The sequence below is a fragment of the Tenacibaculum salmonis genome, from assembly GCF_041053065.1.
Taxonomy (GTDB): domain Bacteria; phylum Bacteroidota; class Bacteroidia; order Flavobacteriales; family Flavobacteriaceae; genus Polaribacter; species Polaribacter pacificus_A.
Genome location: NZ_JBFCVV010000001.1, coordinates 2,066,556 through 2,089,546, shown reverse-complemented (window position 1 = coordinate 2,089,546; position 22,991 = coordinate 2,066,556). Strand labels below are relative to the sequence as shown.

Sequence of the window (22,991 nt, the reverse complement as noted above, 5' to 3'; positions counted from 1 at the left end):
TTCTTTTTAAAACTATTAGATGAATGGCAGTTTTTTAAAGATTAATTGCAAGACAAAGTTATTTTAATTTTAAATTGATAAAAAAATAAAGGTTTATATTAGATAAACCAGTTCCAAACAACTCCAAAACGAATTGTAAAATCTCTATACGGATTATTAGGTGCTGATAAATAATCTTTCTTTAAAACAAAAGAACTCACATTATCTGCTTTAAAATAAATACGTGTTCTACGTACTCTTCCATTAAAAAATAAATCAACTGTTGGATAGCCTATTTCAGTATCATTTTGTAAAGTAAATTCTGATAATAAAGGATTATATGCATTTGCTTTATATTTAGAAAAATATTTAAATGTAGCTCCTATTTGTACAAATAACGGATTTCCTTTAAACCAATTATCAGAATAATAAATAGTATTTCTAGTTACAAAATCAGGTACTCTAAATACTGTATTTCCGTTTGCTACTTTTTGATACATTAATGTATTATCTAAAGCAAATTTACCAAGGCTAAATTCTTTTGATACTTTCGCTTTCAAATAATTTACATTTCCTGAAAATTGTTTTGGTAAGCTATTAGCATCAAAATAAGTGTAATTATTAATATTTGTAACATTTACTGATGCATTTATCCATTTAGATTCAATTGTTCCTCCTAAACTTCTTGTTCCTACAGATGCAAAATTATTTTCCCAATTATACTTATTGTAAGTACTTTGATGTAATAAAAAATTAAAATTTGGTAGTTTATTACTAATTTCTAAATGTCCTTTAATCGTTACTATACTATCTTTTTTATAAAATGCTTCTACTTTTAAATTACTACCTGAAAGCCTTCCTTTACCTGGAGTTATATCACCCGAGCTATTTATATAAAAGTTTTTAATTTTTCCTTTCCAATTAGCTCCAAAAGAAACTGCTTTTCCTTTTAATTTATTTTTAGTAATTCCAACAACATTATTTTGTAAGTTTTCATAACCATAATTATACGTTGTATAACCTGTATGTACTCTAAAAGTTCCTAGTACATATTTAGAATTAAAATCTAAAAACACATTATTATTATATAATAAAAAATTTGTTCTATCATTTACACTTCCTATTGTAGGAGCTTCACCAAAAACCAAAGGAGTAACAGATGCTTGTTTAAAGTTATAATATTTAGAATCTCTTGTAAACGAGTGTCCAATTTTTAAATTAGAAAAATCTTTTTGATGTAAACTATCTTTTACTGATAGTAATTTAAAAGTATGTTCAAAATGTAATCGTTTTGCTTCTAAATTATTTTCTGCATCATTTAAATTAATATCTAACCTTCCTCTATCACCACTAAAATTAGGATCATTATTTAAAAAAGAAACTAAAGAATCATCTGTTAAACCACCATTTTCTTGATTTAAAATATCTTGATTAACAGCCTGTCCTCTTATTGCATATTGTCCCTTTGGGCTTTCGTAACTAAAACTAAGCCTAAAATTACCACTACTAGCCAATGAACGCCTGTAAGCACCTAATGAACGAATTCCTTTATAAGCTATTCCTACATTAAATCGTTTTGAAAAATTAGTAGTAAATAACATGTCTAAAACTTGTCCTTGTTGTAAACCTGTTCTGTACATTGCTTCAGTTGTGGGTGTTGGTACATGATAGTAATCAACATCTTCAATTTCAAAATAATTAAACTGTTTGGCACGAAAACCAATATCAGGAAATTGAGAAATATCTGTAAAATTATAAGCTAAATTATTAAACGTTTGTCCTTGATTATGAAATTCTAATAATTCAAAATTATCTTTTCTTAAAGCATTAAATTTATAATGTTTTTTTAGAGTTAGTGTAGTATCAATAATTGTGGTATCATTTTTAAATGATATAATTTTATAGTCGGTATACTTTGTTTTTCCGCTAAGCTTTACACTAATTTCATTATCAGATATAGAGTCTAAATTTCTATTTAAACCTCCTTTATTTAATCCATTTCTCCCACCTTCAAACTGTCTTATTTGAGCATAAAACAATTGAGTACATAATAAACAAAAAAACACTACAAAAAATCTCTTCATAACTACAAAAGTAAAATAATTAAACGACAAAAATTGTGAATATTTTCTTTGAAAACTGTTAATTTGTAGCATGCTAAAATTAAATTATAGTCAATACAAATTAGAAACAGGAACGGATGAAGCTGGTAGAGGTTGCTTAAGTGGTCCTGTGGTAGCTGCTGCCGTTATTTTACCTGAAAATTTTAAACATGATTTTTTGAATGATTCCAAACAACTTTCAGAAAAAAAACGCCAAGAATTACGCCCATATATTGAAAAACATGCCTTAGCGTATGGCGTTGCTTTTGTTAGTCATCAGGAAGTTGATGAAATAAATGTTTTACAAGCTTCTATAACTGGTATGCATCGCTCTATTGCGAAACTTTCCGTACAACCAGAATTTATTATTGTTGATGGAAATAAATTCAAACCTTATAAAGATATCCCACACGAAACAATTGTAAAAGGTGATGCCAAATTTATGAGTATTGCTGCGGCATCTGTTTTAGCAAAAACATATCGAGATGAATATATGGAGAAAATCCATAAAGAATATCCGCAATACAACTGGAAAAAAAACAAAGGATATCCTACAAAAGAGCATAGAAATGCTATTCGTGAATTTGGTATAACTCCTTATCATAGAAAGACTTTTAAATTACTTCCCGAACAACTTAAATTAAAGCTTTAGTTTCTTTATTTTTGTCATCCAATAACTTAGAAGATGATTAAAAGAACACGTGCAGAAATTAGCAAATGTATTATTCATAAAGTTGCTAATAAGTATAATAGCGGTCAAAATGCTTTTTCAGAAAGTTTAGTTCGTTTTGATGAAGAAAGTTACGAATTACTGATGCCTTTTTTATTAAAAAACTTTGGAACAGTTACACAAAGTTATCGTTTTAAGCATCATGCTGATGTTCGTTTAAACGAAATTAACAAATATACTTCTGATATTTTTGACAATAATGAAACATTTATTGAGCATTCAAAAAATATTGTAAATCATTTATATGAGCAATCAAATTCTGCAAATATAAAAACTGGTGATGTACTTGTTGTTTATTTTGAAAACATCGAATATAAAGATATTCTTACAGATGCTGTTGGTGTTTTTAAAATTGAAAGTAAAGTAGATTTTTTACAAACTTATTTAGATGATGATAGTTTTGATGTAGTAGTTCAAAAAGGAATTTCAACTAAAAAATTAGACAAAGGTTGTTTAATTGTAAATTCTACAGATGCAGAAGGAACTGTAATTTTATCTGTTGATAATAATAATTATGATGCCCAATATTGGATTAAAAATTTCTTAAACGCAAAATTTGCAGATGATAGAAACTTACATACTCAAAATTATTTAGAGATGTGTAAAGATTTTTCTGAAGAAATCATCAAACCTGAATTTGGTAAACAAGAACAAAGTAATTTCTTAGCCAGCACCGTTGATTATTTCAAAGAAAATGAAGATGTAGACTATCACAAATTTAAAGAAGAAGTTTTTGAAGATGATAAACATCAAGGAATGTTTGAAGACTACAAAAAACATTTTGAAAAGTTAAATGATGTTTTAATTCGTAATAATTTTGAAGTTTCTGATGTTGTTTTAAAGAAAGAAAAAAGCAAATTTAAAACTGAAATTAAATTAGATACCAATATTCAAATTAAAATTGATATTGATGCTCCTGATGCTTCTTCAGATTACTTAGAACAAGGTTATGACGAAGATAAAAAAATGAAATACTACAAAGTTTTTTACAATACTGAAAAATAAAAAAACACAGAAAAATAAAGAATCGCATCCGTCAACCTGAATTTAGTTCAGGTTCGCATTCTAATTTGCCGTAGTTTTCCTGTTGATGCGATGCTGAAATAAATTCAGCATGACGTTTATCTGTCTTGAAAAACACTTTATTTTAAACAAAAAAGCTGAAGTTTTAAAACTTCAGCTTTTTTGTTTTATTTTATAAAAAACTATTCTTTTTCAGACATTTTCTTTACATAATCAGTAATAATTACAATTTGAGTAGGTCCTACCTTACCTTCAATATAATTAGCATTTTCATGGTCTAAAGAAATTCTTCGAACAGCTGTTCCTTGTTTAGCTACCATGCTAGAACCTTTTACTTTTAAATCTTTAATTAATACAACAGAATCACCTGCTTGTAAAATAGCACCATTTGCATCTCTATGAATAATTTTTTCACTTTCATCTAAATGGTCTCCACTTTCTTTAGCAAAACGTAAATCATCATCTTCTAAATATAACATATCAAGTAAATCTTGAGGCCAACCTTCGTTACGAAGTCTTGATAACATTCTCCAAGCAACTACTTTTACGGCTCTATATTCGCTCCACATACTATCATTTAAACAACGCCAGTAATTAGCATCTGTTTTTTCTGCGTCGTCAATTTGTTCAATACAAGTATTACAAGCTAATAAGCTTCCATCTACACCACCAATTTGCATTGGTTTTACTTCATAAATTGATAAATTTTCTTTTGAAGCACATAGTTCACATTGCTTTCCACTTCTATCTTCTAACTCTTGTAATAAACTCATTTTTTTACTATAAATTATGAGTTGTAAAAGTACATTATTATTTTATCTTATAGATTTAGAAAATTAATTATTAGATAGATAAAAGTCAAAATTTACGCAAAAAAAACACATAACATTAATAGTTAAAAATAAATTATCATTAAAATCACTTAATAATTTAGGCTTAAATTATATCAGATTATAAACAATTTTAGATAATAAAAAAGAGTTTCAGTTTAAAAATCATTGTTTTTTCTAAAAAAACAACAATTAAATACAATAATTAGTTCGAAATCATCCAAATTACATGATTTAACACTTTGAATGTATTTAATCTAGATATATTTGTGATGTAATTATACCCCCCATATAATTAAAAAAACCTTGTTGTTTCTTAAGACAACAAGGTTTCTTTTTTATTAAAAGACTTAAAAGATCCTGATTTTTTATATTTTAAATTTATTCAAAATATAACTCAATTAATCCTTTAGGAGTTTCAACTTCAATAACTTTATTCACTTTATCTACTTTCTTAATAAAATCGTCAATCATAGGAATAAAAATCTCTATATCTCCATTTTCAATTTCAAAAAGAGGCTGAGCAGCTTTATCATTTATATATGCTAAAGTACCTACTTCACCAAAGTTTTTATCAACAATGGTAAAACCAATAACTTCGTGATAATAAAACTTATTTCCTGAAAGTTTTGGCAATAAATTTAAAGGTAAATAAATTCCTGCTCGCATAATGGCATCTGCATCTGCTTCAGTATCTACATCTTCAAATTTTACGCGAAACATAGTACTTCTACTTAAAGAAGATTTTTCAATAAAAAAAGGAACCAGATTATTGCCTAAATCGACAAAAACTGATTCCAAATTTTCGTAAAGATCGGGTTCGTCAGTATCTAACTTAATAACTACCTCTCCCTTAAAACTATGTTTTTTAACGATTTTGCCAAGATAAAAGCAATCTTCTTTTTGCATCATCATTATAGTACAGTTTTTTTATTCTTCGCTATCTGCTCCATTTTCAGCAACAACCTCTTCGCTATCAGCAACAGGTGTGTTAGCAGCAATACGTGCAGCATTTACAGCTTTTTCAGCTTCTAAAGCTTTTGCTTTAGCATCTGCTTCAGCTTTAGCTAAACCATCAACTTTAGTAGCAACTAAACCAGTTTTTTCTTCTAACCAAGCTGCAAATTTAGCATCTGCTTGTTCTTGTGTTAAAGCTCCTTTTTTAACTCCACCAGCTAAATGCTTTTTTAATAAAACTCCTTTATCAGATAAAATAGTTCTAGCAGTATCAGTTGGCTGTGCTCCTTTTTCTAACCATGATACAGCTACATCAACGTTTAAGTCAGTAGTTGCAGGGTTAGTGTTAGGGTTATAAGTTCCAATTTTTTCTAAGAAACGTCCATCTCTTTTAGCTCTTGAATCAGCAGCTACTACCCAGTAAAAAGGTTTTCCTTTCTTTCCGTGTCTTTGTAATCTAATTTTTACAGGCATAATTTTAATTTTTAAGGTTCTCGACCTTTATTATTAATAAATCTTATCATCTCGTGATAAGCGGATGCAAATGTATAATTTATTTTTAATTAAAAAGCAAAAATCAAACATTAATACAACAAAAAAGAGCTTGAATACCAAGCTCTTAAGAAAATAAGTTATGTTTAAATGTTATAAAACTCTAACATCAACAGCATTTAATCCTTTTCTTCCTTCTTTAAGGTCAAATTCTACAGTATCACCTTCTCTAACCTCATCGATTAAACCTGATACGTGTACAAAATATTCTGTGTTTGACCCTGACTCTGTAACAAATCCAAAACCTTTAGATTCGTTAAAGAACTTAATTGTTCCTTCTTTCATTGTAAAAAATATTATATTAAATATGTCGCAAATATACTTTTAATAATTTAGTCTAAAATGATTATTACATAAGATTAAAAAAACTTAACAACTACCTAACAATTAGTTAGCAATTTAATTCAATAAGAAAAATAATACTTTCACTAAAAGCTGGTTAACAAATTACTTCTGTACTAAACATAACAAATTCTTCGTATTTTTACACTTTGTTTTTACCAAAACATTTTAACAAACAAATTTTCTAGATGTATTTAATTTTTGATACTGAAACTACCGGATTACCAAAAAATTGGAAAGCACCTTTTACAGATACTGATAATTGGCCAAGAGCAACCCAAATTGCTTGGCAATTACATGATGAATTAGGTAATTTAATTGAACATAATGATTTTCTTATAAAACCAGAAGGATTTAATATTCCTTATGATGCTGAGCAAATTCATGGTATTTCTACTGATTTAGCTCAAGAACAAGGAATTGAACTTCCTGAAGGTTTGGCTTTATTTAACGAAGCTTTAAGTAAAACAAAATTTGTTGTAGGTCAGAATGTTGGTTTTGATTTAAACATTATGGGTTGTGAGTTTCATCGTTTAGGTGTCGATACCATTTTAAACGACCTCCCTATTTTAGATACTTGTACCGAGCAAACCGCTAAAATGTGTCAAATTCCTGGTGGTCGTGGAGGTAAATTTAAATTACCTACGCTAACAGAATTACACAAACATTTATTTGGTATTGGTTTTGGTGATGCTCACAACGCAACTGCCGATGTAGAAGCAACAACCCGTTGTTTTTTAGAATTAGTTCGTTTGCGTCAATTTACCAAAGAACAATTAGATGTTTCTGTTGATTTCTTTGATAATTTCAACAACACAAACCCTGCTCCTATTCAAGTAATAGGATTAAATCACTTAAACTTAAAGAAAGAAAGTGAAAAAATTCGTACGAGAATTGAAAAATCAAAAGGTGTTACAAAAACCATCAGCACTAATGAAGGTTTAGCTAAATTAGAAAATGCAAGTTTTGCTCATCTTCATAATCATACACAATATTCTGTTTTACAATCAACTATTCAAATAGGAAATATTGTAAAAGCTGCTGCAAAAGACAACATGTCGGCAGTCGCAATGACCGATACTGGTAATATGATGGCGGCTTTTCATTTTGTACAAGCGGTTTTAAATCATAATAAATCCGTAGAAACAGCAAATATTGAAGCTATTGAAAAAGGAGAAACACCAACTCAAAAACCTTTAAAACCTATTGTAGGTTGTGAATTTAATATTTGTAACGATCACACTAATAAAAGTCAAAAAGATAACGGTTATCAAGTTGTTTTATTGGCAAAAAATAAAAAAGGATACCACAATTTAGCAAAAATGTCTTCTATCGCTTTTGTTGATGGATTTTATTATATTCCAAGAATCGACAGAAAAGTAGTTGAACAATATAAAGAAGATATCATTGTACTTACAGGTAGTATTTATGGTGAAGTTCCTAGTAAAATATTAAATGTTGGTGAAGCACAAGCCGAAGAAGCATTACTTTGGTGGAAAGCACAATTTGGTGATGATTTATACATCGAATTAATGCGTCATAATCAAGATGATGAAAGAGTTGTAAATGAAACACTTTTAAAATTTTCGAAAAAACACAACGTAAAAACTGTTGCCTCTAACAATACTTTTTATTTAGATAAAAAAGATGCCAATGCTCATGATATTTTATTGTGTGTAAAAGATGGCGAAAAACAAGCAACTCCAAAAGGACGAGGACGAGGTTATCGTTACGGTTTACCCAACGATGAATATTACTTTAAGTCATCCGAAGAAATGAAAACGTTGTTTGCTGACCTTCCAGAAGCAATTATAAATATTCAAGAAATTGTTGATAAAGTAACCCCTTACACCCTAGCTCGTGATGTTTTATTACCTGCTTTTGATATTCCTGATGAATTTAAAGATGAAAAAGATAATGAAGACAAAGGAAAACGTGGTGAAAATAATTTTTTACGTCATTTAACTTATGTTGGTGCAAAAAAACGATACGGAGAAATTACAGAAAGTATTCGTGAACGTTTAGATTTTGAGCTTGAAGTAATTGAAAAAACAGGATATCCTGGATACTTTTTAATTGTTGAAGATTTTATTCGAGAAGCAAGAAATATGGATGTTGCGGTTGGTCCTGGTCGTGGTTCTGCGGCAGGTTCGGTGGTTGCATATTGCTTGTGGATTACCAATATTGATCCAATTAAATACGATTTACTTTTTGAGCGTTTCTTAAATCCTGAACGTGTATCAATGCCCGATATTGATATTGATTTTGATGATGAAGGACGTGGGCGTGTAATGGATTATGTAATTGATAAATATGGTGCAAATCAGGTAGCGCAAATTATTACTTACGGAACTATGGCGGCAAAATCTTCGATTAGAGATACCGCTCGTGTACTAGATTTACCGCTTTTTGAAGCCGATAGAATTGCCAAATTAATTCCGGGAATGAAGCTGAAGAAAATATTTTCTTTAGATGATAAACAACTAAGCGAAAAACTTAGAACCGAAGAAATTGAATTGGTTAACGAACTTAAAAGACTTTCTAACGGATCTGATTTAATGGCAGAAACCATTAATAAAGCTCGAATTTTAGAAGGTTCTGTTCGTAATACAGGAATTCATGCCTGTGGTGTTATTATTACACCTGATGATATTACAAAATTCGTACCTGTTGCCTTGGCAAAAGATTCTGACATGTATGTAACTCAGTTTGATAACTCGGTTGTAGAAGATGCTGGTTTATTAAAAATGGATTTCTTGGGATTAAAAACGCTAACCTTAATTAAGGATACCGTTAAAATTGTAAAAGCACGCCACGATGTACTTTTAGATCCTGAAACTTTTCCGTTGGATGATGTGAAAACCTACGAACTTTTCCAAAGAGGAGAAACTGTTGGTATTTTTCAATATGAATCTCCAGGAATGCAAAAACATATGCGCTCATTAAAGCCTACTGTTTTTGAAGATTTAATTGCCATGAATGCATTATATCGTCCTGGACCGATGGAATATATTCCTTCTTTTATCCGAAGAAAACACGGTGATGAAGAAATTGAGTACGATTTACCAGCAATGGAAGAATATTTATCTGAAACCTACGGAATTACGGTTTATCAAGAGCAGGTAATGTTATTATCGCAAAAACTTGCCGATTTCACAAAAGGTGAAGCCGATGTTTTACGTAAGGCAATGGGTAAAAAACAAATTGCCGTTTTAGATAAAATGAAGCCTAAATTTGTAAAACAATCAATTGCAAACGGGCATGATGCTAAAAAATTAGAAAAAATCTGGACGGATTGGGAAGCCTTCGCATCATATGCCTTTAACAAATCTCACTCTACGTGTTATGCTTGGATTGCCTATCAAACAGCTTATTTAAAAGCGCATTATCCAGCTGAATATATGGCGGCGGTGCTTTCAAATAATATGAATGATATTAAATCGGTTTCATTTTTTATGGAAGAATGTAAACGTGCTGGAATTACTGTTTTAGGTCCTGACGTAAATGAATCATTTTCTAAATTTTCAGTAAATAAAGAAGGTGCAATTCGTTTTGGAATGGCTGCTATTAAAGGTGTTGGAGGGCTTGCTGTAAAAGCAATTATTAACGAACGAGAAAAAAATGGTACTTTTAATTCTGTTTTTGATGTAGCTAAACGTGTTGATTTACGTGTGGCAAATAAAAAAGCTTTTGAAGGTTTAATTTTAGCAGGGGGTTTTGATTCTTTTGGAACTGCACATAGAGCACAATATTTTGTTGAAGATGAAAAAAATCAAAAATTTATAGAAAAAGTATTACGATTTGGAAATAAACATCAAGAAAATTTAAACTCAGCACAAGTTTCTTTATTTGGCGGCGCATCCGAAGAAGAAATGCCTGAACCTATTATTCCTCTTTGTGAAACTTGGGGTACTATGGAATTACTTGGAAAAGAAAAAGAGGTTGTTGGTATTTATATTTCTGCGCATCCGCTAGATGATTTTAAAAATGAAATGAAATTTTGTAACGCCAAACTTTCTTATTACAATGATTTGCCTAAATATGAAGGAATGGCATTAACTTTTGGAGGAATTGTTACCGATGTACAGCATCGAATTTCGAAAGCTGGAAAAGGATGGGCAACATTTTTTATTGAAGATTATACTGAAAATTATGAATTCAGAATTTTTGGAGAAGAGTATTTAAAATTCAAACACTTTTTAGTTCCTAATTCATTTTTATTTGTAAAAACTATGGTTAAACCTGGTTGGACAAGCAGAGAAGGTGTAAAAGGAGAACCAAGAATTAGCTTTACTGATTTTTCGATTTTACACGACATTATGGATAAAATGTGTAAAAAAGTAACTATAAAAATGCATCTAAAAGAAGTAAGTGAAAATCGAATAAAAGATTTACAGCATTTATTTACGATGAATAAAGGTTCTCAAAATTTACATTTTACCATTTGGGATGAAGAAGAAAAAATAAAATTAGATTTACCTAGTAGAAATACTAAAGTTAAAATAACTAATGCCTTTTTAAAAACTTTAGACGATCAACATATTAATTATAAATTGAATTAAAAAATGCTACCAAATTCTATAAAAAAGTATCAAAATAGCACCGATTTATTAATAAATATAGCTGAAAATGATTTATATAGTAAGCTGATTATACAGCTTACTAAGGATTTTGGTTTGGCAAATTCTGATTTAAAAATTTCAGAAAAAAGTACACCTGATACTTTAAAAGAAGCACTTAATAATGCTATAAAAAATTTAATTCTTACAGATTCAAATACTTATAAAACACTTTTATATATTATTGATGTTCCTGAAGAAATAATACAAAAAATTGACACTTCCGATATTAATAACTATGTAGAAGCCGTTGTTTTTTTAATCTTAAAAAGAGTTTGGAAAAAAGTATGGTTTAGAGCTAAATATACTAACTAGTCAACTCTCTAAAAAGGCTTTCTAAATTCTTATTTTCGGTATTTAAACCTAAAATTTTTAAACCGTTTTCTTGAGCGAAATCAAAAATTACAGGACGCATATCTTCTGATGTTTTAAAAGTAAGTATCCAATTATTTTCAACCGTATTTTTATAATGAGCAATATTTGGTAAACGTTGTATAAATTGTTCTTCTAACTTATAATCAAAAGTTACTTTTATAACTTGCTCTTTACTTGTTTTGAGTTCGGCAATAGGTTTATCAACAACTATTTCACCTTTATTTATAATAATTACTCGACTACAAACAGCCTCTACTTCTTGCATAATATGAGTAGAAAATAACACTGTTTTATCTTTACCAAGTTCTTTTATCAATTCACGAATTTCTACTAATTGATTCGGATCTAAACCTGTGGTTGGTTCATCTAAAATTAAAACCTCTGGATTATGCAAAATTGCTGCAGCTAATCCTACTCTTTGGCGATATCCTTTAGATAATTGCCCTATTTTTTTATGAGCTTCAGGAGTTAAACCTACTTTTTCAATTACTTCAGATATTTTAGTTTTTGATATTTTATAAACAGATGCCTGAAATTGTAAATACTCACGTACATACATTTCTAAATACAACGGATTATGTTCAGGTAAATATCCTATTTTTTTTTGTGCTTCAATAGGATTTTTAAGAACATCTATTCCGCTTACAAAAACAGTTCCTTCGCTAGGCTGAATAAAACCTGTTAAAATTTTCATAGTAGTTGACTTCCCTGCACCATTAGGTCCTAAAAAACCAACTATTTCACCTTTTTTAGCTTCAAAAGAAATACTATTTACGGCTTTTTGTGTTCCGTAATTTTTAATTATTGATGTAAGTTGTATAGACATATTTTTATCAGCTGTAATTCTAGAAAAATTAATAAGTTAAGAATAACGTAAATTCTTATTTTCTTATATAAGAAACGAAACTATAATCGTATTTATTTTTTTCATCGGCTTTAAAATCTTCTCTTGATGCTTCTTTCCAGATATTCATATCAATATTTGGGAAAAAAACATCAGCTTCAAAACTATGATGAACAAGACAAATATCTAGCTTATCTACTAAATTATTTTCAATTGCTTCTTTATAAACTTGTGCACCTCCAATAATAAAAATATCGGTTTCATCTTTTGATAATTCAATAGCTTCTTCTAGCGAATGAGCCACTAAACAACCATCTTTTAAATAATCGTTATTTCGAGTTATTATAACTGATGTACGATTAGGTAATGGTCTACCAATACTTTCAAAAGTATTACGCCCCATTAAAATATAATGTCCTGATGTAACTTTTTTAAACCGTTTTAAATCCGCAGGAAGGTGCCAAATTAAATCGTTATCTTTTCCTAAAGCATTGTTATTTGCTATTGCTGCAATTATTGTAATCATAAATTGTATTTACTGAATGGTTATATATCTTTTGCCCACTCTTTAATATAACTTGTTAAATCTCTTTTTTCTGTAACAGCATCTTGTAAAATATCTGTTTTTATACTATCTACTAAAGTTATAATTGCTTTTAAAACTTTTTCATCGTTTATTCCTTCAATTTTTTCATAAAGGGAATCTTTTAAAACATCAATATTTGTAACCATCGTTTATCTTTTTTAGCACCTCTTACAAAGTTACTAAAGAATATGTTACATACAATGTTAAATTATACCGCTACAACACCTTTTATATGCGAATGTGGATTATATCCAATTAATTCAAAATCTTCAAAAGTAAAATCTTCTATGTTTTTAATTGCCGAATTAATTTTCATCTTAGGCAAAGGTCTTGCTTCACGAGATAATTGTAATGCTAATTGTTCTTGATGATTATTATAAATATGAGCATCACCAAAAGTATGGATAAATTCTCCTGCTTCATAACCACAAACCTGTGCAATCATCATAGTAAATAAAGCATAAGAAGCAATATTAAAAGGAACTCCTAAAAAGATATCTGCGCTTCGTTGATATAATTGACAAGATAATTTTCCATCAGCAACATAAAACTGAAAAAAAGCATGACACGGTGGTAAAGCTGCTTTTCCGTTTGCTACATTTTCAGAAAATGATTTTGATGTATCAGGCATAACAGAAGGATTCCATGCAGAAACCAACATTCTTCGGCTATTCGGATTCTTCTTTAAAGTTTCGATTACATCTTTTAATTGATCAATTTCATCACTATTCCAATTACGCCATTGATGCCCGTAAACAGGTCCTAAATCACCATTTTCATCTGCCCAATCATTCCAAATACGCACACCATTTTCTTGTAAATATTTAGTATTTGTATCACCTTTTATAAACCAAAGTAATTCATAAATAATAGATTTTAAATGTAGTTTTTTGGTAGTTACCATTGGAAAACCTGCACTTAAATCAAACCTCATCTGATGCCCAAAAACACTTTTTGTACCTGTTCCTGTTCTATCTCCTTTTTCGTTTCCGTTTTCTAAAACGTGTTTTACTAAGTCTAAATATTGTTGCATTTGTTACTTGTAATTTTTGAAAAATAAAAAAGCTTCCACATTTAATGTTGAAGCTTTTAAAAATTATATAAATAATTATTAACTATTATTTTGCCTCTACTTTTAATGATTATCCTATAATCATACCTGCAATAGTTGCTGACATTAAAGATGCTATTGTACCTCCAATTAAAGCTTTCATTCCAAATTCTGATAATGTTTTACGCTGTTTTGGAGCTAATGAACCAATACCACCAATTTGAATACCTATTGATGCAAAGTTAGCAAAACCACACAACATATAAGTAGCCATTATAATCGATTTATTATATGTTAAATGTGTTGCACTAGCTACATTTTTAAGTTCTGATAATTGAATATACCCAACAAATTCACTTGCTGCTAATTTAATTCCTAATAACTGTCCCATTAAAGCCATATCTTCTCTAGCAACACCTATTAACCACATTAATGGTGCAAAAGTATATCCTAAAATAAACTCTAATGAAAATGCTTTATAAGCTGTTGAATTTTCTATAATTGTATTAAGAGATGTCATTTTCCATCCAAAATATTCTATTCCATCAAAACCTCCTAAACCGCCTAAAACTCCATTTATCATGGCTATAAAAGCAACAAAAACTAAAAGCATTGCGCCTACATTCATCGCTAATTGTAAACCTTCGGTAGTACCATTTGCTATTGCATCTAATATATTTGAACCTATTTTATCTTGAGAAACTTTTATATCTGTAACAATTTTTTCTGTTTGCGGATATAAAATTTTAGAAATAACAATTGCTCCAGGTGCTGCCATTACAGAGGCTGCTAATAAATGTTTTGCATAAAATAATTTTAATGTTTCATCATCACCACCTAAAAAACCGATATAAGCGGCTAAAACTGCTCCAGCAACGGTTGCCATTCCGCCAATCATTACGAGTAACATTTCCGACTTATTCATTTTTTCTAAATAAGCCTTAATTAATAATGGAGCTTCTGTTTGTCCTAAAAAGATGTTTCCTGCTACCGATAAACTTTCTGCACCAGATATTTTTAACACTTTACTTAACGACCAAGCTAAGGCTTTTACTACCTTTTGTATAACTCCTAAATAAAATAATAATGATGTTAATGCCGAAAAGAAAATAATAGTAGGCAATATTTGAAAGGCAAAAATAAATCCAAAAGTATCCATATCAGAAATTAAACCCTGAAACAAAAATTCACTACCCGCTTGGGTAAAAGCTAATATACTAACAAATCCTTTTCCTATAAATTCAAAAATAGATTGCACAAAAGGTACTTTTAAAACGCCAATCGCAATTACTAATTGAAAAGTAAGTCCTAACCCTACAATTTTCCAATCAATACCTCTTCTATTTGCACTAAATAAAAAAGCGATAATTAACAAAGAAATCATCCCTAAAGCACCACGCCATAAACTCTGCATAGAAAACCCTTTACTAGGAATAATTTGATTTATTGGTGTTTTTAATTCAGTTATTTCTATCACCTTAGCAACAGGAGTAACTGTTTTAGGTTTTGAAGTAAATTTATATGTAATGTTTTTTTCAGATAAAATTAATAAAGTATCTGATAACTCACTGATATTATAATAACGAACCGTATCTCTCGGCTGTTTATAATTAAAAATCAATAAATTATTTTGATGAATATAATTCCCTGAAGCCTGTAAACTATCTTTAGATATTAAGGAATAATTAAATATTCCTTCGGATAAATTTAATACATCTGTAGAATCAATTAATGAAACTACCGATGTACCTTTAGTATTTTTAATTGATGAAAAACGCCATTTTTTCTCTATACTTTGACCAAAAATAGTTATTGATAAACAAAGTATTATGAGCGTAAATAATTTTTTCATATTTAATTTTTTATTAAGAACGCTTACTTATTTCGTCTCTAATTTGTGCGGCTAATTCATAATTTTCATTAGCTACTGCTTCGTTAAGTTGTGCATGTAATTCAGATAATGATATTTCTATATCATCATCATCTTCTTCTAAAGAAAACTCTATTTCATCAGAATCTAAATCTTCTTCAATAATTAATTCTTCATCCATTTTTAAAGATACACCTGCTTTATCTAAAATATTCTCGTAGGTAAAAATAGGTGCTTCAAAACGAACTGCTAAAGCAATTGCATCTGAAGTTCGAGCATCAATAATCTCTTCAAGCCCATCTCTTTCACAAATTAGACTCGAATAAAAAACACCATCAACCAACTTATGAATAATAACTTGGATAACTTTTATAGAAAACCTATCAGAAAATGTTTTAAATAAATCATGCGTAAGTGGACGTGGCGGGCGAATTTCTTTCTCTAAAGCTATGGCAATAGATTGAGCTTCAAAAGCTCCAATAATTATAGGTAATGTCCTTTCTCCTTTGGTTTCACTTAGCACTAATGCATAAGCCCCACTTTGAGTTTGGCTATATGAAATCCCTTTGATATTTAGTTTAATTAAGCTCATGTAGATTATAATAAGTAACTAAAAAGGCTGTCTATATTTTTGGCGCTATGCTTCAAAATTTAGACAACCTACTTAAGTGGGCACAATTTACTAAAAATTATGAATTGATTTATAATTTCTATAAAAAGAAAGTTCCTTTATTTAAATTATGCTTGTTTAAAAGCTTTTAGCTTTTCTATTAATTGAGGTATAACTTCAAAAGCATCACCAACAATACCGTAATCTGCTGCTTTAAAGAAAGGAGCGTCAGCATCAGTATTAATAACAACTTTTACTTTAGATGCATTAATACCTGCTAAATGCTGAATTGCTCCAGAAATACCAATAGCAATATATAAATTTGAAGCTACAGGCTTACCTGTTTGTCCTACATGTTCACCATGAGGTCTCCATCCTAAATCAGATACAGGTTTAGAACATGCCGTTGCAGCACCTAAAACATCAGCTAATTCTTCTATCATTCCCCAGTTTTCAGGTCCTTTTAACCCTCTACCCGCAGAAACTACGATATCAGCATCAGCAATACTTACTTTTCCGCTTGCTTTGTTAACACTTTCAGATTTTACACCTAATGTAGGTAAAGTAGCATCAAAGCTTTCTGTAACTCCGCTTACTACATTTTCATGAGCTCCGTATGAATTCTTAGCAACACCAATTACTTTTTTATCCGTAGAAATTTCAGTATTATTAAATCCTTTGTTTGAAAAAGCGATTCTTTTTACTGTAAACGGACTCGTACTACTTGGCAAAGCAACAACATTAGACGCATAACCAGCCTCTAAAGCAACGGCTACTAATGGCGCTACAGTAAACCCATCAATACTTGAATCAATAATTACAGTATCTGCTGAATTTGCATCGGCTACTTGTGTAATAACTGAAGCGTATGCTTTTGCATTAAAAGAAGCTAAATCATTTTTTACCTCAACAACTTTTTCAGCTCCGTAGGTATATAATTCAGTAGCATCTCCTCCATTAATTGTTAAGGCAACTAAATTACTATTTAATTGTTCGGCTACTTTTTTTCCGTACGAAACTACCTCAAAAGCAGTTTTTTTAAATTTTCCTTCCGATGAATCGGCAAAAACTAATACAGACATATTTTTATATTTTTTAGGTTATTAAAATAATAAATAGCTGTTTTAAATAACAGTTTTTATTTATTGATAACAACGTGATTTTAACTATTATTTTTTAAATAACTTTAGCTTCGTTATGTAATAAGTCGATTAAAGCATCAACATTATCTACTAACTTAACAGCTCCTTTTGCGGCAGGTTTTTCAAAACTTTTTGTTGATGTACTTGCTACAACACCTGTTGGTTCAACAACAGTTAATGGTTTTTTACGAGCAGTCATAATTCCACGCATATTAGGGATACGTAAATCTTTTTCTTCTACCATTCCTTTTTGTCCAGCAATAACCATAGGTAAAGTTGAAGAAACTTTTTCTTCTCCTCCATCTATTTCTCTATCTAAAGTTACATTTGTTCCCTCAACTTCAACACCTACACAAGCGTTTACAAAGTTAAAATCTACTAAAGAAGCTAACATTCCTGGTACCATTTGCCCATTATAATCTGATGATTCTTTACCTGCTAAAACTAAATCATAGCCACCGTTTTTAACAACTTCAGCCAATTCTTTAGCAACCATAAAACCATCTGTTGGTACTGCATTAACACGAATTGCAGCATCTGCTCCAATAGCTAAAGCTTTACGTAATGTTGGTTCTGTTGAAGCATCTCCAACACCTACAACAGTTACAGTAGCACCTTGTTTTTCTTTAAACCACATAGCACGAGTTAAGCTAAACTCATCATAAGGGTTTATAACATATTGAACTCCATTTGTATCAAACTTTGTATCGTTATCAACAAAGTTAATTTTCGAAGTAGTATCAGGTACATGGCTAATACAAACTAATATTTTCATATATCGTTGTTTTTAAGAAACTTAATTTTTGAACTACGAAGTTACGTTTTTTTTTTATTTTACTATGCATGCATAATAAAAATTTTACCTTAAGATGTTTTAATAATTACAAATTAAAAGCAATACAATGATTTGTTTAGCTTAAAAACCCTATTTCTTATTTCTATTTTTATTATTTTTGCTATATTGATAAAACAACTACTAATATAACGTATGAAAACAATACAATTTAGAGAAGCTATTTGCGAGGCAATGAGTGAAGAAATGCGAAGAGATGAAAGCATTTACTTAATGGGCGAAGAAGTAGCAGAATATAATGGAGCTTATAAGGCTTCAAAAGGAATGTTGGATGAATTTGGTGCAAAAAGAGTTATTGATACTCCTATTGCCGAGTTAGGTTTTGGTGGTATTGCGGTTGGGTCTGCAATGAACGGAAACCGTCCAATTGTTGAATACATGACTTTTAACTTCTCTTTAGTTGGTATTGATCAAATTATCAATAACGCAGCTAAAATTCGTCAAATGTCAGGTGGTCAATTTAATTGTCCAATCGTTTTTCGTGGTCCAACAGGTGCTGCTGGTCAATTAGGAGCAACACATTCACAAGCTTTCGAAAACTGGTTTGCAAACACTCCTGGTTTAAAAGTAATCGTACCATCGAATCCTTACGATGCTAAAGGTTTACTTAAAGCAGCCATTCGTGATGATGATCCAGTAATTTTTATGGAATCAGAACAAATGTATGGTGATAAAATGGAAGTTCCTGAAGGAGAATATATCATTCCTATTGGAGTTGCTGACATTAAAAGAGCAGGTACAGATGTTACTGTAGTTTCTTTTGGAAAAATTATCAAAGAAGCTTACAAAGCTGCTGATGAATTAGCTAAAGAAGGTATTTCTATTGAAGTTATTGATTTACGTACAGTTCGTCCGATGGATCATAAAACTATTTTAGAATCTGTAAAGAAAACTAACAGATTAGTTATTTTAGAAGAAGCATGGCCTTTTGGAAGTATTTCTTCAGAAATTACTTTTAGAATACAAGATGAAGCTTTTGATTATTTAGATGCTCCTATAAAAAGAATTACAACTGCTGATACTCCTGCACCGTATTCTCCTGTTTTATTAGCAGAATGGATGCCAAATGCAAATGATGTTATTAAAGCTGTAAAAGATGTTTTGTATATTAACAAGTAATTAACGGCTACTTCAATACATTTTAAATACATTTTAAATACATTTGAATAAAAATAAAAATCCTTTTGGCTACTGTCAAAAGGATTTTACGGTAATAAAAAGAATGAAAAACAAGCTATCAATATTACTTATACTGTTTGTCAGTACTTTATACGCTCAACTTACTTTAAATGGTAAAATTGTTGATGAATTTAATAACCCAATGCCTTTTGTTTCTGTTTTTTTAAAAAACACCGTTAATGGAACAACCACTGATGATATGGGTGATTTCTCGTTAAAAACAACTAAAAATAACGGCGTATTAGAAATATCTTTTATCGGTTTTGAAACACAAAAGATTAACGTTAATCAGAAAACAAAATTTCTAAATATTATTATTAAAGAAGCGGCAAACGAATTAGAAGAAGTAATTATTGTTACTAAACCAAAAAAACGCTTAAAGAAAAAAGAAAACCCTGCATATCGTATTTTAAAAGAAATTTGGAAAAGAAAAAGAAAAAACGGGCTTGATTTAGTTGATTATTATCAATACAAAAAACATAATACCATTGAAATAGGACTTAATAATTTAGATTCTGCTTTCTTAAAAAAAGCATTTAAAAATGATTATAAAGAAACCATCAAAAAAGTAAAATTTGATAGCGATGGAGTTAATTTTTATGTCCCTATTTATTTAAACGAACAAATTTCGAACGTATACGGAGATAATAAAAACAAAAATATTAGAGAAGATATAGAGGCTGAAAAAACAGAAGGTGTAGGTACTGATGGTTTTGTTTATAATCGTATGTCTAATTCATTTCAAAATATTGATGTTTTTAAAAATAATATTCCTTTATTTCAAAAATCATTTGTAAGTCCCTTATCTACTGATGGTTTTGCTACTTACGACTACGTTCTTTACGATAGTATTGTTAAAAATGATAAAAAATTATATAACATCTATTTCTTTCCTATTAGAGATGGTGATTTAGCTTTTCAAGGAAATTTTTGGGTAACCGATAAAATATTTTCTATTAAAAAAATAAAGATGACAGTACATAAAAGTATTATCATAAACTTTATTAGAGGCTTAACATTTGAAAAAGAATTTGATGTATTAAAAGATAGTATTTATATTACTACTAAAAATACTTATGAAGCCGATTTTACTTTTGTTGATAAAAATGAAAGTCAAAAAGGACTGACAATCAAAAAAAAGACACTCTTTGATAAATACAAACTTGACAAACCTTTAAAGCAAGATTTTTACAGCCAAAAAATTGTAAAAACAAGACCTAATCAATATAAAAAAGAAGCTAATTATTGGAAATCAAAAGAAAATAATGAAAGTAATTCAACTTATCAATTTATTAAAGAAGTAAAAGAAAAAAAGAGAATTAAAAATGTTACAGGAATAATAAACACCCTTTCTAGTGGATATATAAACACAAAATCAAGTATTCAATTTGGTCATTTATGGTCATTATTTTCAAGAAATCCAGTAGAAGGTTTTAGAACAAGATTAGGTATTAGAACTTTTAAGACAAAAGAAGATCGCTTTCGATTAGGCGCTTATGTAGCCCATGGATTTAAAGATAATAAAACGAAATATGGTGTTGAAGGACGCTATTTATTATCATACCAACCAAGAATAAGTATTGGTGTAACATATCAAAAAGATATAGAACAACTTGGTCGCACTAGGATTAAAACGACACAGCTTCTGTCTCAAAATTTTGGCACAATGTCTTTATTATCAAAAAATAACAACTTTTTTTTATCTAAAATAGAAAGAACAGCTACAAATTTTGATTATCAAATAAAACAGAATTTACATATCGGTATTAATTTTACACATTCAAAAATACAATCTGCTTCCCCTACTAATTTTTCGATGGATTATCTTGATGAACAAACAAATAAACAATCAAAAGTAACCGATACCGCTTCTGAAGTTTATATTGCTTTTACACCTGGTCGATTTGTATATGGACTTGGTGTTGAAAGACAATTTGGAGAAAATATATTTCCTACCTTAATACTGAACTATCGCAGAGGTTATAAAGATGTTTTTAACGGATCCAATACCTACGATAAATTACAATTCAAATACAAACAACCTATTCTTTTAAGTAAATTTGGTGTTTTAGAAGCTACTTTTGAAGCTGGAAAAACTTTTGGAACAGTACCTCTTGCTTTATTAAACATTATCCCTGTAAACAATACGTTATCAATATCTAAAAACACATTTTCGCTATTAAACTCTTATGATTTTGTAACAGATACTTATTTAACTACTTATTTAGAACATCATTTTAATGGTTTTATAATGAATAGAATCCCATTATTAAATAAATTAAAATTACGTAGTTTGGTTACTTTTAGAGCAGCATACGGTACTATTTCTGATAAAAATGTAGCTATAAATAAATCAACCATAAACTACAATGCTCCTAATAAAGTGTACTATGAATACAGTGTTGGACTTGAAAATATTGGCTATCGTAATTTACGTTTTTTACGTGTTGATGCTGTATGGAGAAGCGACTACAAACAGCCAAAAGACGCAATAATTCCACCTACTCCAAAGTTTGCAATTCGTATAGGAATTAATGTTGGTTTATTATAATTTAATAATTTAATATTAAGATAACCTGTTTTTATATTTAAAAACAGCAATAAATTATTACTTTTGCAATCCGATTTTTAGAAACGAAGAAAAGAAATATATATATGACTTCAAAAGAGAAAAAGACAGTAGATGTCTTAATTGAAATACCTAAAGGAAGTAGAAATAAATACGAATACGATTTTGACTTAGGAAAAATCCGTTTTGATAGAATGTTATTCTCATCAATGATGTATCCTGGAGATTATGGTTTTATTCCTGAAACTTTAGCATTAGATGGTGACCCATTAGATGTATTAATTTTAGGTGCTGAACCAACTTTTCCAATGTGTGTAATGGAAGTAAAACCAATCGGTGTTTTCCATATGGCAGATGAAAAAGGTCCAGATGAAAAAATTCTTTGTGTACCTGTTTCAGATCCTATTTGGAATCAGTATAACGATTTATCTGACTTAAATCCTCACTTACAAAAAGAAATTACTCATTTCTTTAAAGTGTATAAAGATTTAGAAAAGAAAAAAGTTGATATCGGAGACTGGGGGAACGCAGACGAAGCTTATGAAATTTTAGATAAATGTATCCAACGCTATGAAAATAGTGAACATAAAGCTACTGGAAACTTTAAAATATAATTTAAAGCTACCTTTACAAAAAAAGCCATTCAGAATATTCTGAGTGGCTTTTTTTTTATCATTTAAATAGTATTTGAAGCAATTTCCCGCTTTCCGCACTCGCTTTTTTTTGAAGAAAAATCAAAAAAAGAGCTCAAACAATTGCTTCAATCAGGGCTAAAAAC

At 29.5% G+C, this 22,991-nt stretch carries 20 protein-coding genes; 7 read left to right on the top strand and 13 right to left on the bottom strand.

The window, feature by feature from the left end; all coding sequences use genetic code 11:
- Positions 1 to 98: 98 nt before the first annotated feature.
- Positions 99 to 2,063, bottom strand: coding sequence for a putative porin (locus tag AB0T67_RS09180; protein ID WP_369220059.1), 1,965 nt, complete (start codon positions 2,061 to 2,063; stop codon positions 99 to 101).
- A 70-nt stretch (positions 2,064 to 2,133) separates the two neighbouring features.
- Between AB0T67_RS09180 and AB0T67_RS09175 the strand changes: the two genes are divergently transcribed.
- Positions 2,134 to 2,733, top strand: a complete 600-nt coding sequence (locus AB0T67_RS09175) for a ribonuclease HII (RefSeq protein WP_369220058.1) — start codon at positions 2,134 to 2,136, stop codon at positions 2,731 to 2,733.
- Between the two features lie 33 nt (positions 2,734 to 2,766).
- On the top strand, positions 2,767 to 3,816 hold the full coding sequence (locus tag AB0T67_RS09170; RefSeq protein WP_101903232.1) for a nucleoid-associated protein: 1,050 nt from the start codon (positions 2,767 to 2,769) through the stop codon (positions 3,814 to 3,816).
- A gap of 200 nt (positions 3,817 to 4,016) precedes the next feature.
- Here AB0T67_RS09170 and AB0T67_RS09165 read toward each other — a convergent pair whose 3' ends face one another.
- From AB0T67_RS09165 to AB0T67_RS09150, 4 genes are all read right to left on the bottom strand, one after another.
- Positions 4,017 to 4,607 (bottom strand): PhnA domain-containing protein, encoded by a 591-nt coding sequence (locus AB0T67_RS09165; protein ID WP_369220057.1) that lies wholly within the window; start codon positions 4,605 to 4,607, stop codon positions 4,017 to 4,019.
- A 438-nt stretch (positions 4,608 to 5,045) separates the two neighbouring features.
- Positions 5,046 to 5,573, bottom strand: coding sequence for a ribosome maturation factor RimM (gene rimM / locus AB0T67_RS09160; RefSeq protein WP_271232173.1), 528 nt, complete (start codon positions 5,571 to 5,573; stop codon positions 5,046 to 5,048).
- Between the two features lie 21 nt (positions 5,574 to 5,594).
- On the bottom strand, positions 5,595 to 6,095 hold the full coding sequence (locus tag AB0T67_RS09155; protein ID WP_369220056.1) for a 30S ribosomal protein S16: 501 nt from the start codon (positions 6,093 to 6,095) through the stop codon (positions 5,595 to 5,597).
- 171 nt (positions 6,096 to 6,266) lie between these two features.
- The gene (locus AB0T67_RS09150; protein WP_101903235.1) at positions 6,267 to 6,458 is read right to left on the bottom strand and encodes a cold-shock protein; all 192 of its coding nucleotides are present in this window, start codon (positions 6,456 to 6,458) and stop codon (positions 6,267 to 6,269) included.
- A gap of 245 nt (positions 6,459 to 6,703) precedes the next feature.
- On the opposite strand from AB0T67_RS09150, the gene dnaE reads away from it, so the two are divergent.
- Both dnaE and AB0T67_RS09140 read left to right on the top strand, forming a co-directional pair.
- Entirely contained in the window at positions 6,704 to 11,077 is a 4,374-nt protein-coding gene (dnaE, locus tag AB0T67_RS09145) for a DNA polymerase III subunit alpha (protein WP_369220055.1), read from the top strand.
- A gap of 3 nt (positions 11,078 to 11,080) precedes the next feature.
- Positions 11,081 to 11,449 carry a hypothetical protein gene (locus tag AB0T67_RS09140; RefSeq protein WP_369220054.1) on the top strand — a complete coding sequence of 123 codons (369 nt, stop codon included), beginning with the start codon at positions 11,081 to 11,083 and terminating at the stop codon, positions 11,447 to 11,449.
- Here AB0T67_RS09140 and gldA read toward each other — a convergent pair.
- From gldA to AB0T67_RS09100, 8 genes are all read right to left on the bottom strand, one after another.
- A complete protein-coding gene (gldA, locus tag AB0T67_RS09135) occupies positions 11,442 to 12,335 on the bottom strand; it encodes a gliding motility-associated ABC transporter ATP-binding subunit GldA (protein ID WP_271230805.1) in 894 nt (297 codons plus the stop codon). The two genes, AB0T67_RS09140 and gldA, sit on opposite strands and share 8 nt — an antisense overlap.
- A 55-nt stretch (positions 12,336 to 12,390) precedes the next feature.
- Positions 12,391 to 12,879 carry a dihydrofolate reductase gene (locus AB0T67_RS09130; protein ID WP_369220053.1) on the bottom strand — a complete coding sequence of 163 codons (489 nt, stop codon included), beginning with the start codon at positions 12,877 to 12,879 and terminating at the stop codon, positions 12,391 to 12,393.
- Positions 12,880 to 12,899: 20 nt separating this feature from the next.
- The gene (locus AB0T67_RS09125) at positions 12,900 to 13,085 is read right to left on the bottom strand and encodes a hypothetical protein (protein WP_271230807.1); all 186 of its coding nucleotides are present in this window, start codon (positions 13,083 to 13,085) and stop codon (positions 12,900 to 12,902) included.
- Between the two features lie 62 nt (positions 13,086 to 13,147).
- Positions 13,148 to 13,972, bottom strand: coding sequence for a thymidylate synthase (locus AB0T67_RS09120; protein WP_369220052.1), 825 nt, complete (start codon positions 13,970 to 13,972; stop codon positions 13,148 to 13,150).
- Positions 13,973 to 14,081: 109 nt separating this feature from the next.
- Positions 14,082 to 15,842: a NupC/NupG family nucleoside CNT transporter gene (locus tag AB0T67_RS09115; protein ID WP_369220051.1), complete on the bottom strand. Its 1,761-nt coding sequence runs from the start codon at positions 15,840 to 15,842 to the stop codon at positions 14,082 to 14,084.
- 13 nt (positions 15,843 to 15,855) lie between these two features.
- Positions 15,856 to 16,452: a bifunctional nuclease domain-containing protein gene (locus AB0T67_RS09110; RefSeq protein ID WP_369220050.1), complete on the bottom strand. Its 597-nt coding sequence runs from the start codon at positions 16,450 to 16,452 to the stop codon at positions 15,856 to 15,858.
- A gap of 146 nt (positions 16,453 to 16,598) precedes the next feature.
- Positions 16,599 to 17,552, bottom strand: a complete 954-nt coding sequence (locus tag AB0T67_RS09105; protein WP_369220049.1) for an electron transfer flavoprotein subunit alpha/FixB family protein — start codon at positions 17,550 to 17,552, stop codon at positions 16,599 to 16,601.
- Positions 17,553 to 17,646: 94 nt separating this feature from the next.
- Positions 17,647 to 18,387, bottom strand: a complete 741-nt coding sequence (locus tag AB0T67_RS09100; protein ID WP_369220048.1) for an electron transfer flavoprotein subunit beta/FixA family protein — start codon at positions 18,385 to 18,387, stop codon at positions 17,647 to 17,649.
- A 213-nt stretch (positions 18,388 to 18,600) separates the two neighbouring features.
- On the opposite strand from AB0T67_RS09100, the gene AB0T67_RS09095 reads away from it, so the two are divergent.
- From AB0T67_RS09095 to AB0T67_RS09085, 3 genes are all read left to right on the top strand, one after another.
- Complete coding sequence (locus tag AB0T67_RS09095; protein WP_193707140.1) at positions 18,601 to 19,584, top strand: pyruvate dehydrogenase complex E1 component subunit beta; 984 nt, start codon at positions 18,601 to 18,603, stop codon at positions 19,582 to 19,584.
- Positions 19,585 to 19,687: 103 nt separating this feature from the next.
- Entirely contained in the window at positions 19,688 to 22,195 is a 2,508-nt protein-coding gene (locus tag AB0T67_RS09090; RefSeq protein ID WP_369220047.1) for a DUF5686 family protein, read from the top strand.
- A gap of 104 nt (positions 22,196 to 22,299) precedes the next feature.
- On the top strand, positions 22,300 to 22,827 hold the full coding sequence (locus AB0T67_RS09085; RefSeq protein ID WP_369220046.1) for an inorganic diphosphatase: 528 nt from the start codon (positions 22,300 to 22,302) through the stop codon (positions 22,825 to 22,827).
- Positions 22,828 to 22,991: the final 164 nt, after the last annotated feature.

Excerpts from the sequence above, each read along its gene's own strand:
- gldA (WP_271230805.1), bottom strand. The coding sequence starts at position 12,335 with ATGTCTATACAACTTACATCAATAATTAAAAATTACGGAACACAAAAA.
- AB0T67_RS09150 (WP_101903235.1), bottom strand. The coding sequence starts at position 6,458 with ATGAAAGAAGGAACAATTAAGTTCTTTAACGAATCTAAAGGTTTTGGA.
- AB0T67_RS09130 (WP_369220053.1), bottom strand. The coding sequence starts at position 12,879 with ATGATTACAATAATTGCAGCAATAGCAAATAACAATGCTTTAGGAAAA.
- AB0T67_RS09105 (WP_369220049.1), bottom strand. The coding sequence starts at position 17,552 with ATGTCTGTATTAGTTTTTGCCGATTCATCGGAAGGAAAATTTAAAAAA.
- rimM (WP_271232173.1), bottom strand. The coding sequence starts at position 5,573 with ATGCAAAAAGAAGATTGCTTTTATCTTGGCAAAATCGTTAAAAAACAT.
- AB0T67_RS09175 (WP_369220058.1), top strand. The coding sequence starts at position 2,134 with ATGCTAAAATTAAATTATAGTCAATACAAATTAGAAACAGGAACGGAT.
- AB0T67_RS09125 (WP_271230807.1), bottom strand. The coding sequence starts at position 13,085 with ATGGTTACAAATATTGATGTTTTAAAAGATTCCCTTTATGAAAAAATT.
- AB0T67_RS09180 (WP_369220059.1), bottom strand. The coding sequence starts at position 2,063 with ATGAAGAGATTTTTTGTAGTGTTTTTTTGTTTATTATGTACTCAATTG.
- AB0T67_RS09085 (WP_369220046.1), top strand. The coding sequence starts at position 22,300 with ATGACTTCAAAAGAGAAAAAGACAGTAGATGTCTTAATTGAAATACCT.
- AB0T67_RS09140 (WP_369220054.1), top strand. The coding sequence starts at position 11,081 with ATGCTACCAAATTCTATAAAAAAGTATCAAAATAGCACCGATTTATTA.
- dnaE (WP_369220055.1), top strand. The coding sequence starts at position 6,704 with ATGTATTTAATTTTTGATACTGAAACTACCGGATTACCAAAAAATTGG.
- AB0T67_RS09100 (WP_369220048.1), bottom strand. The coding sequence starts at position 18,387 with ATGAAAATATTAGTTTGTATTAGCCATGTACCTGATACTACTTCGAAA.
- AB0T67_RS09110 (WP_369220050.1), bottom strand. The coding sequence starts at position 16,452 with ATGAGCTTAATTAAACTAAATATCAAAGGGATTTCATATAGCCAAACT.
- AB0T67_RS09095 (WP_193707140.1), top strand. The coding sequence starts at position 18,601 with ATGAAAACAATACAATTTAGAGAAGCTATTTGCGAGGCAATGAGTGAA.
- AB0T67_RS09165 (WP_369220057.1), bottom strand. The coding sequence starts at position 4,607 with ATGAGTTTATTACAAGAGTTAGAAGATAGAAGTGGAAAGCAATGTGAA.
- AB0T67_RS09155 (WP_369220056.1), bottom strand. The coding sequence starts at position 6,095 with ATGCCTGTAAAAATTAGATTACAAAGACACGGAAAGAAAGGAAAACCT.
- AB0T67_RS09115 (WP_369220051.1), bottom strand. The coding sequence starts at position 15,842 with ATGAAAAAATTATTTACGCTCATAATACTTTGTTTATCAATAACTATT.
- AB0T67_RS09120 (WP_369220052.1), bottom strand. The coding sequence starts at position 13,972 with ATGCAACAATATTTAGACTTAGTAAAACACGTTTTAGAAAACGGAAAC.
- AB0T67_RS09170 (WP_101903232.1), top strand. The coding sequence starts at position 2,767 with ATGATTAAAAGAACACGTGCAGAAATTAGCAAATGTATTATTCATAAA.
- AB0T67_RS09090 (WP_369220047.1), top strand. The coding sequence starts at position 19,688 with ATGAAAAACAAGCTATCAATATTACTTATACTGTTTGTCAGTACTTTA.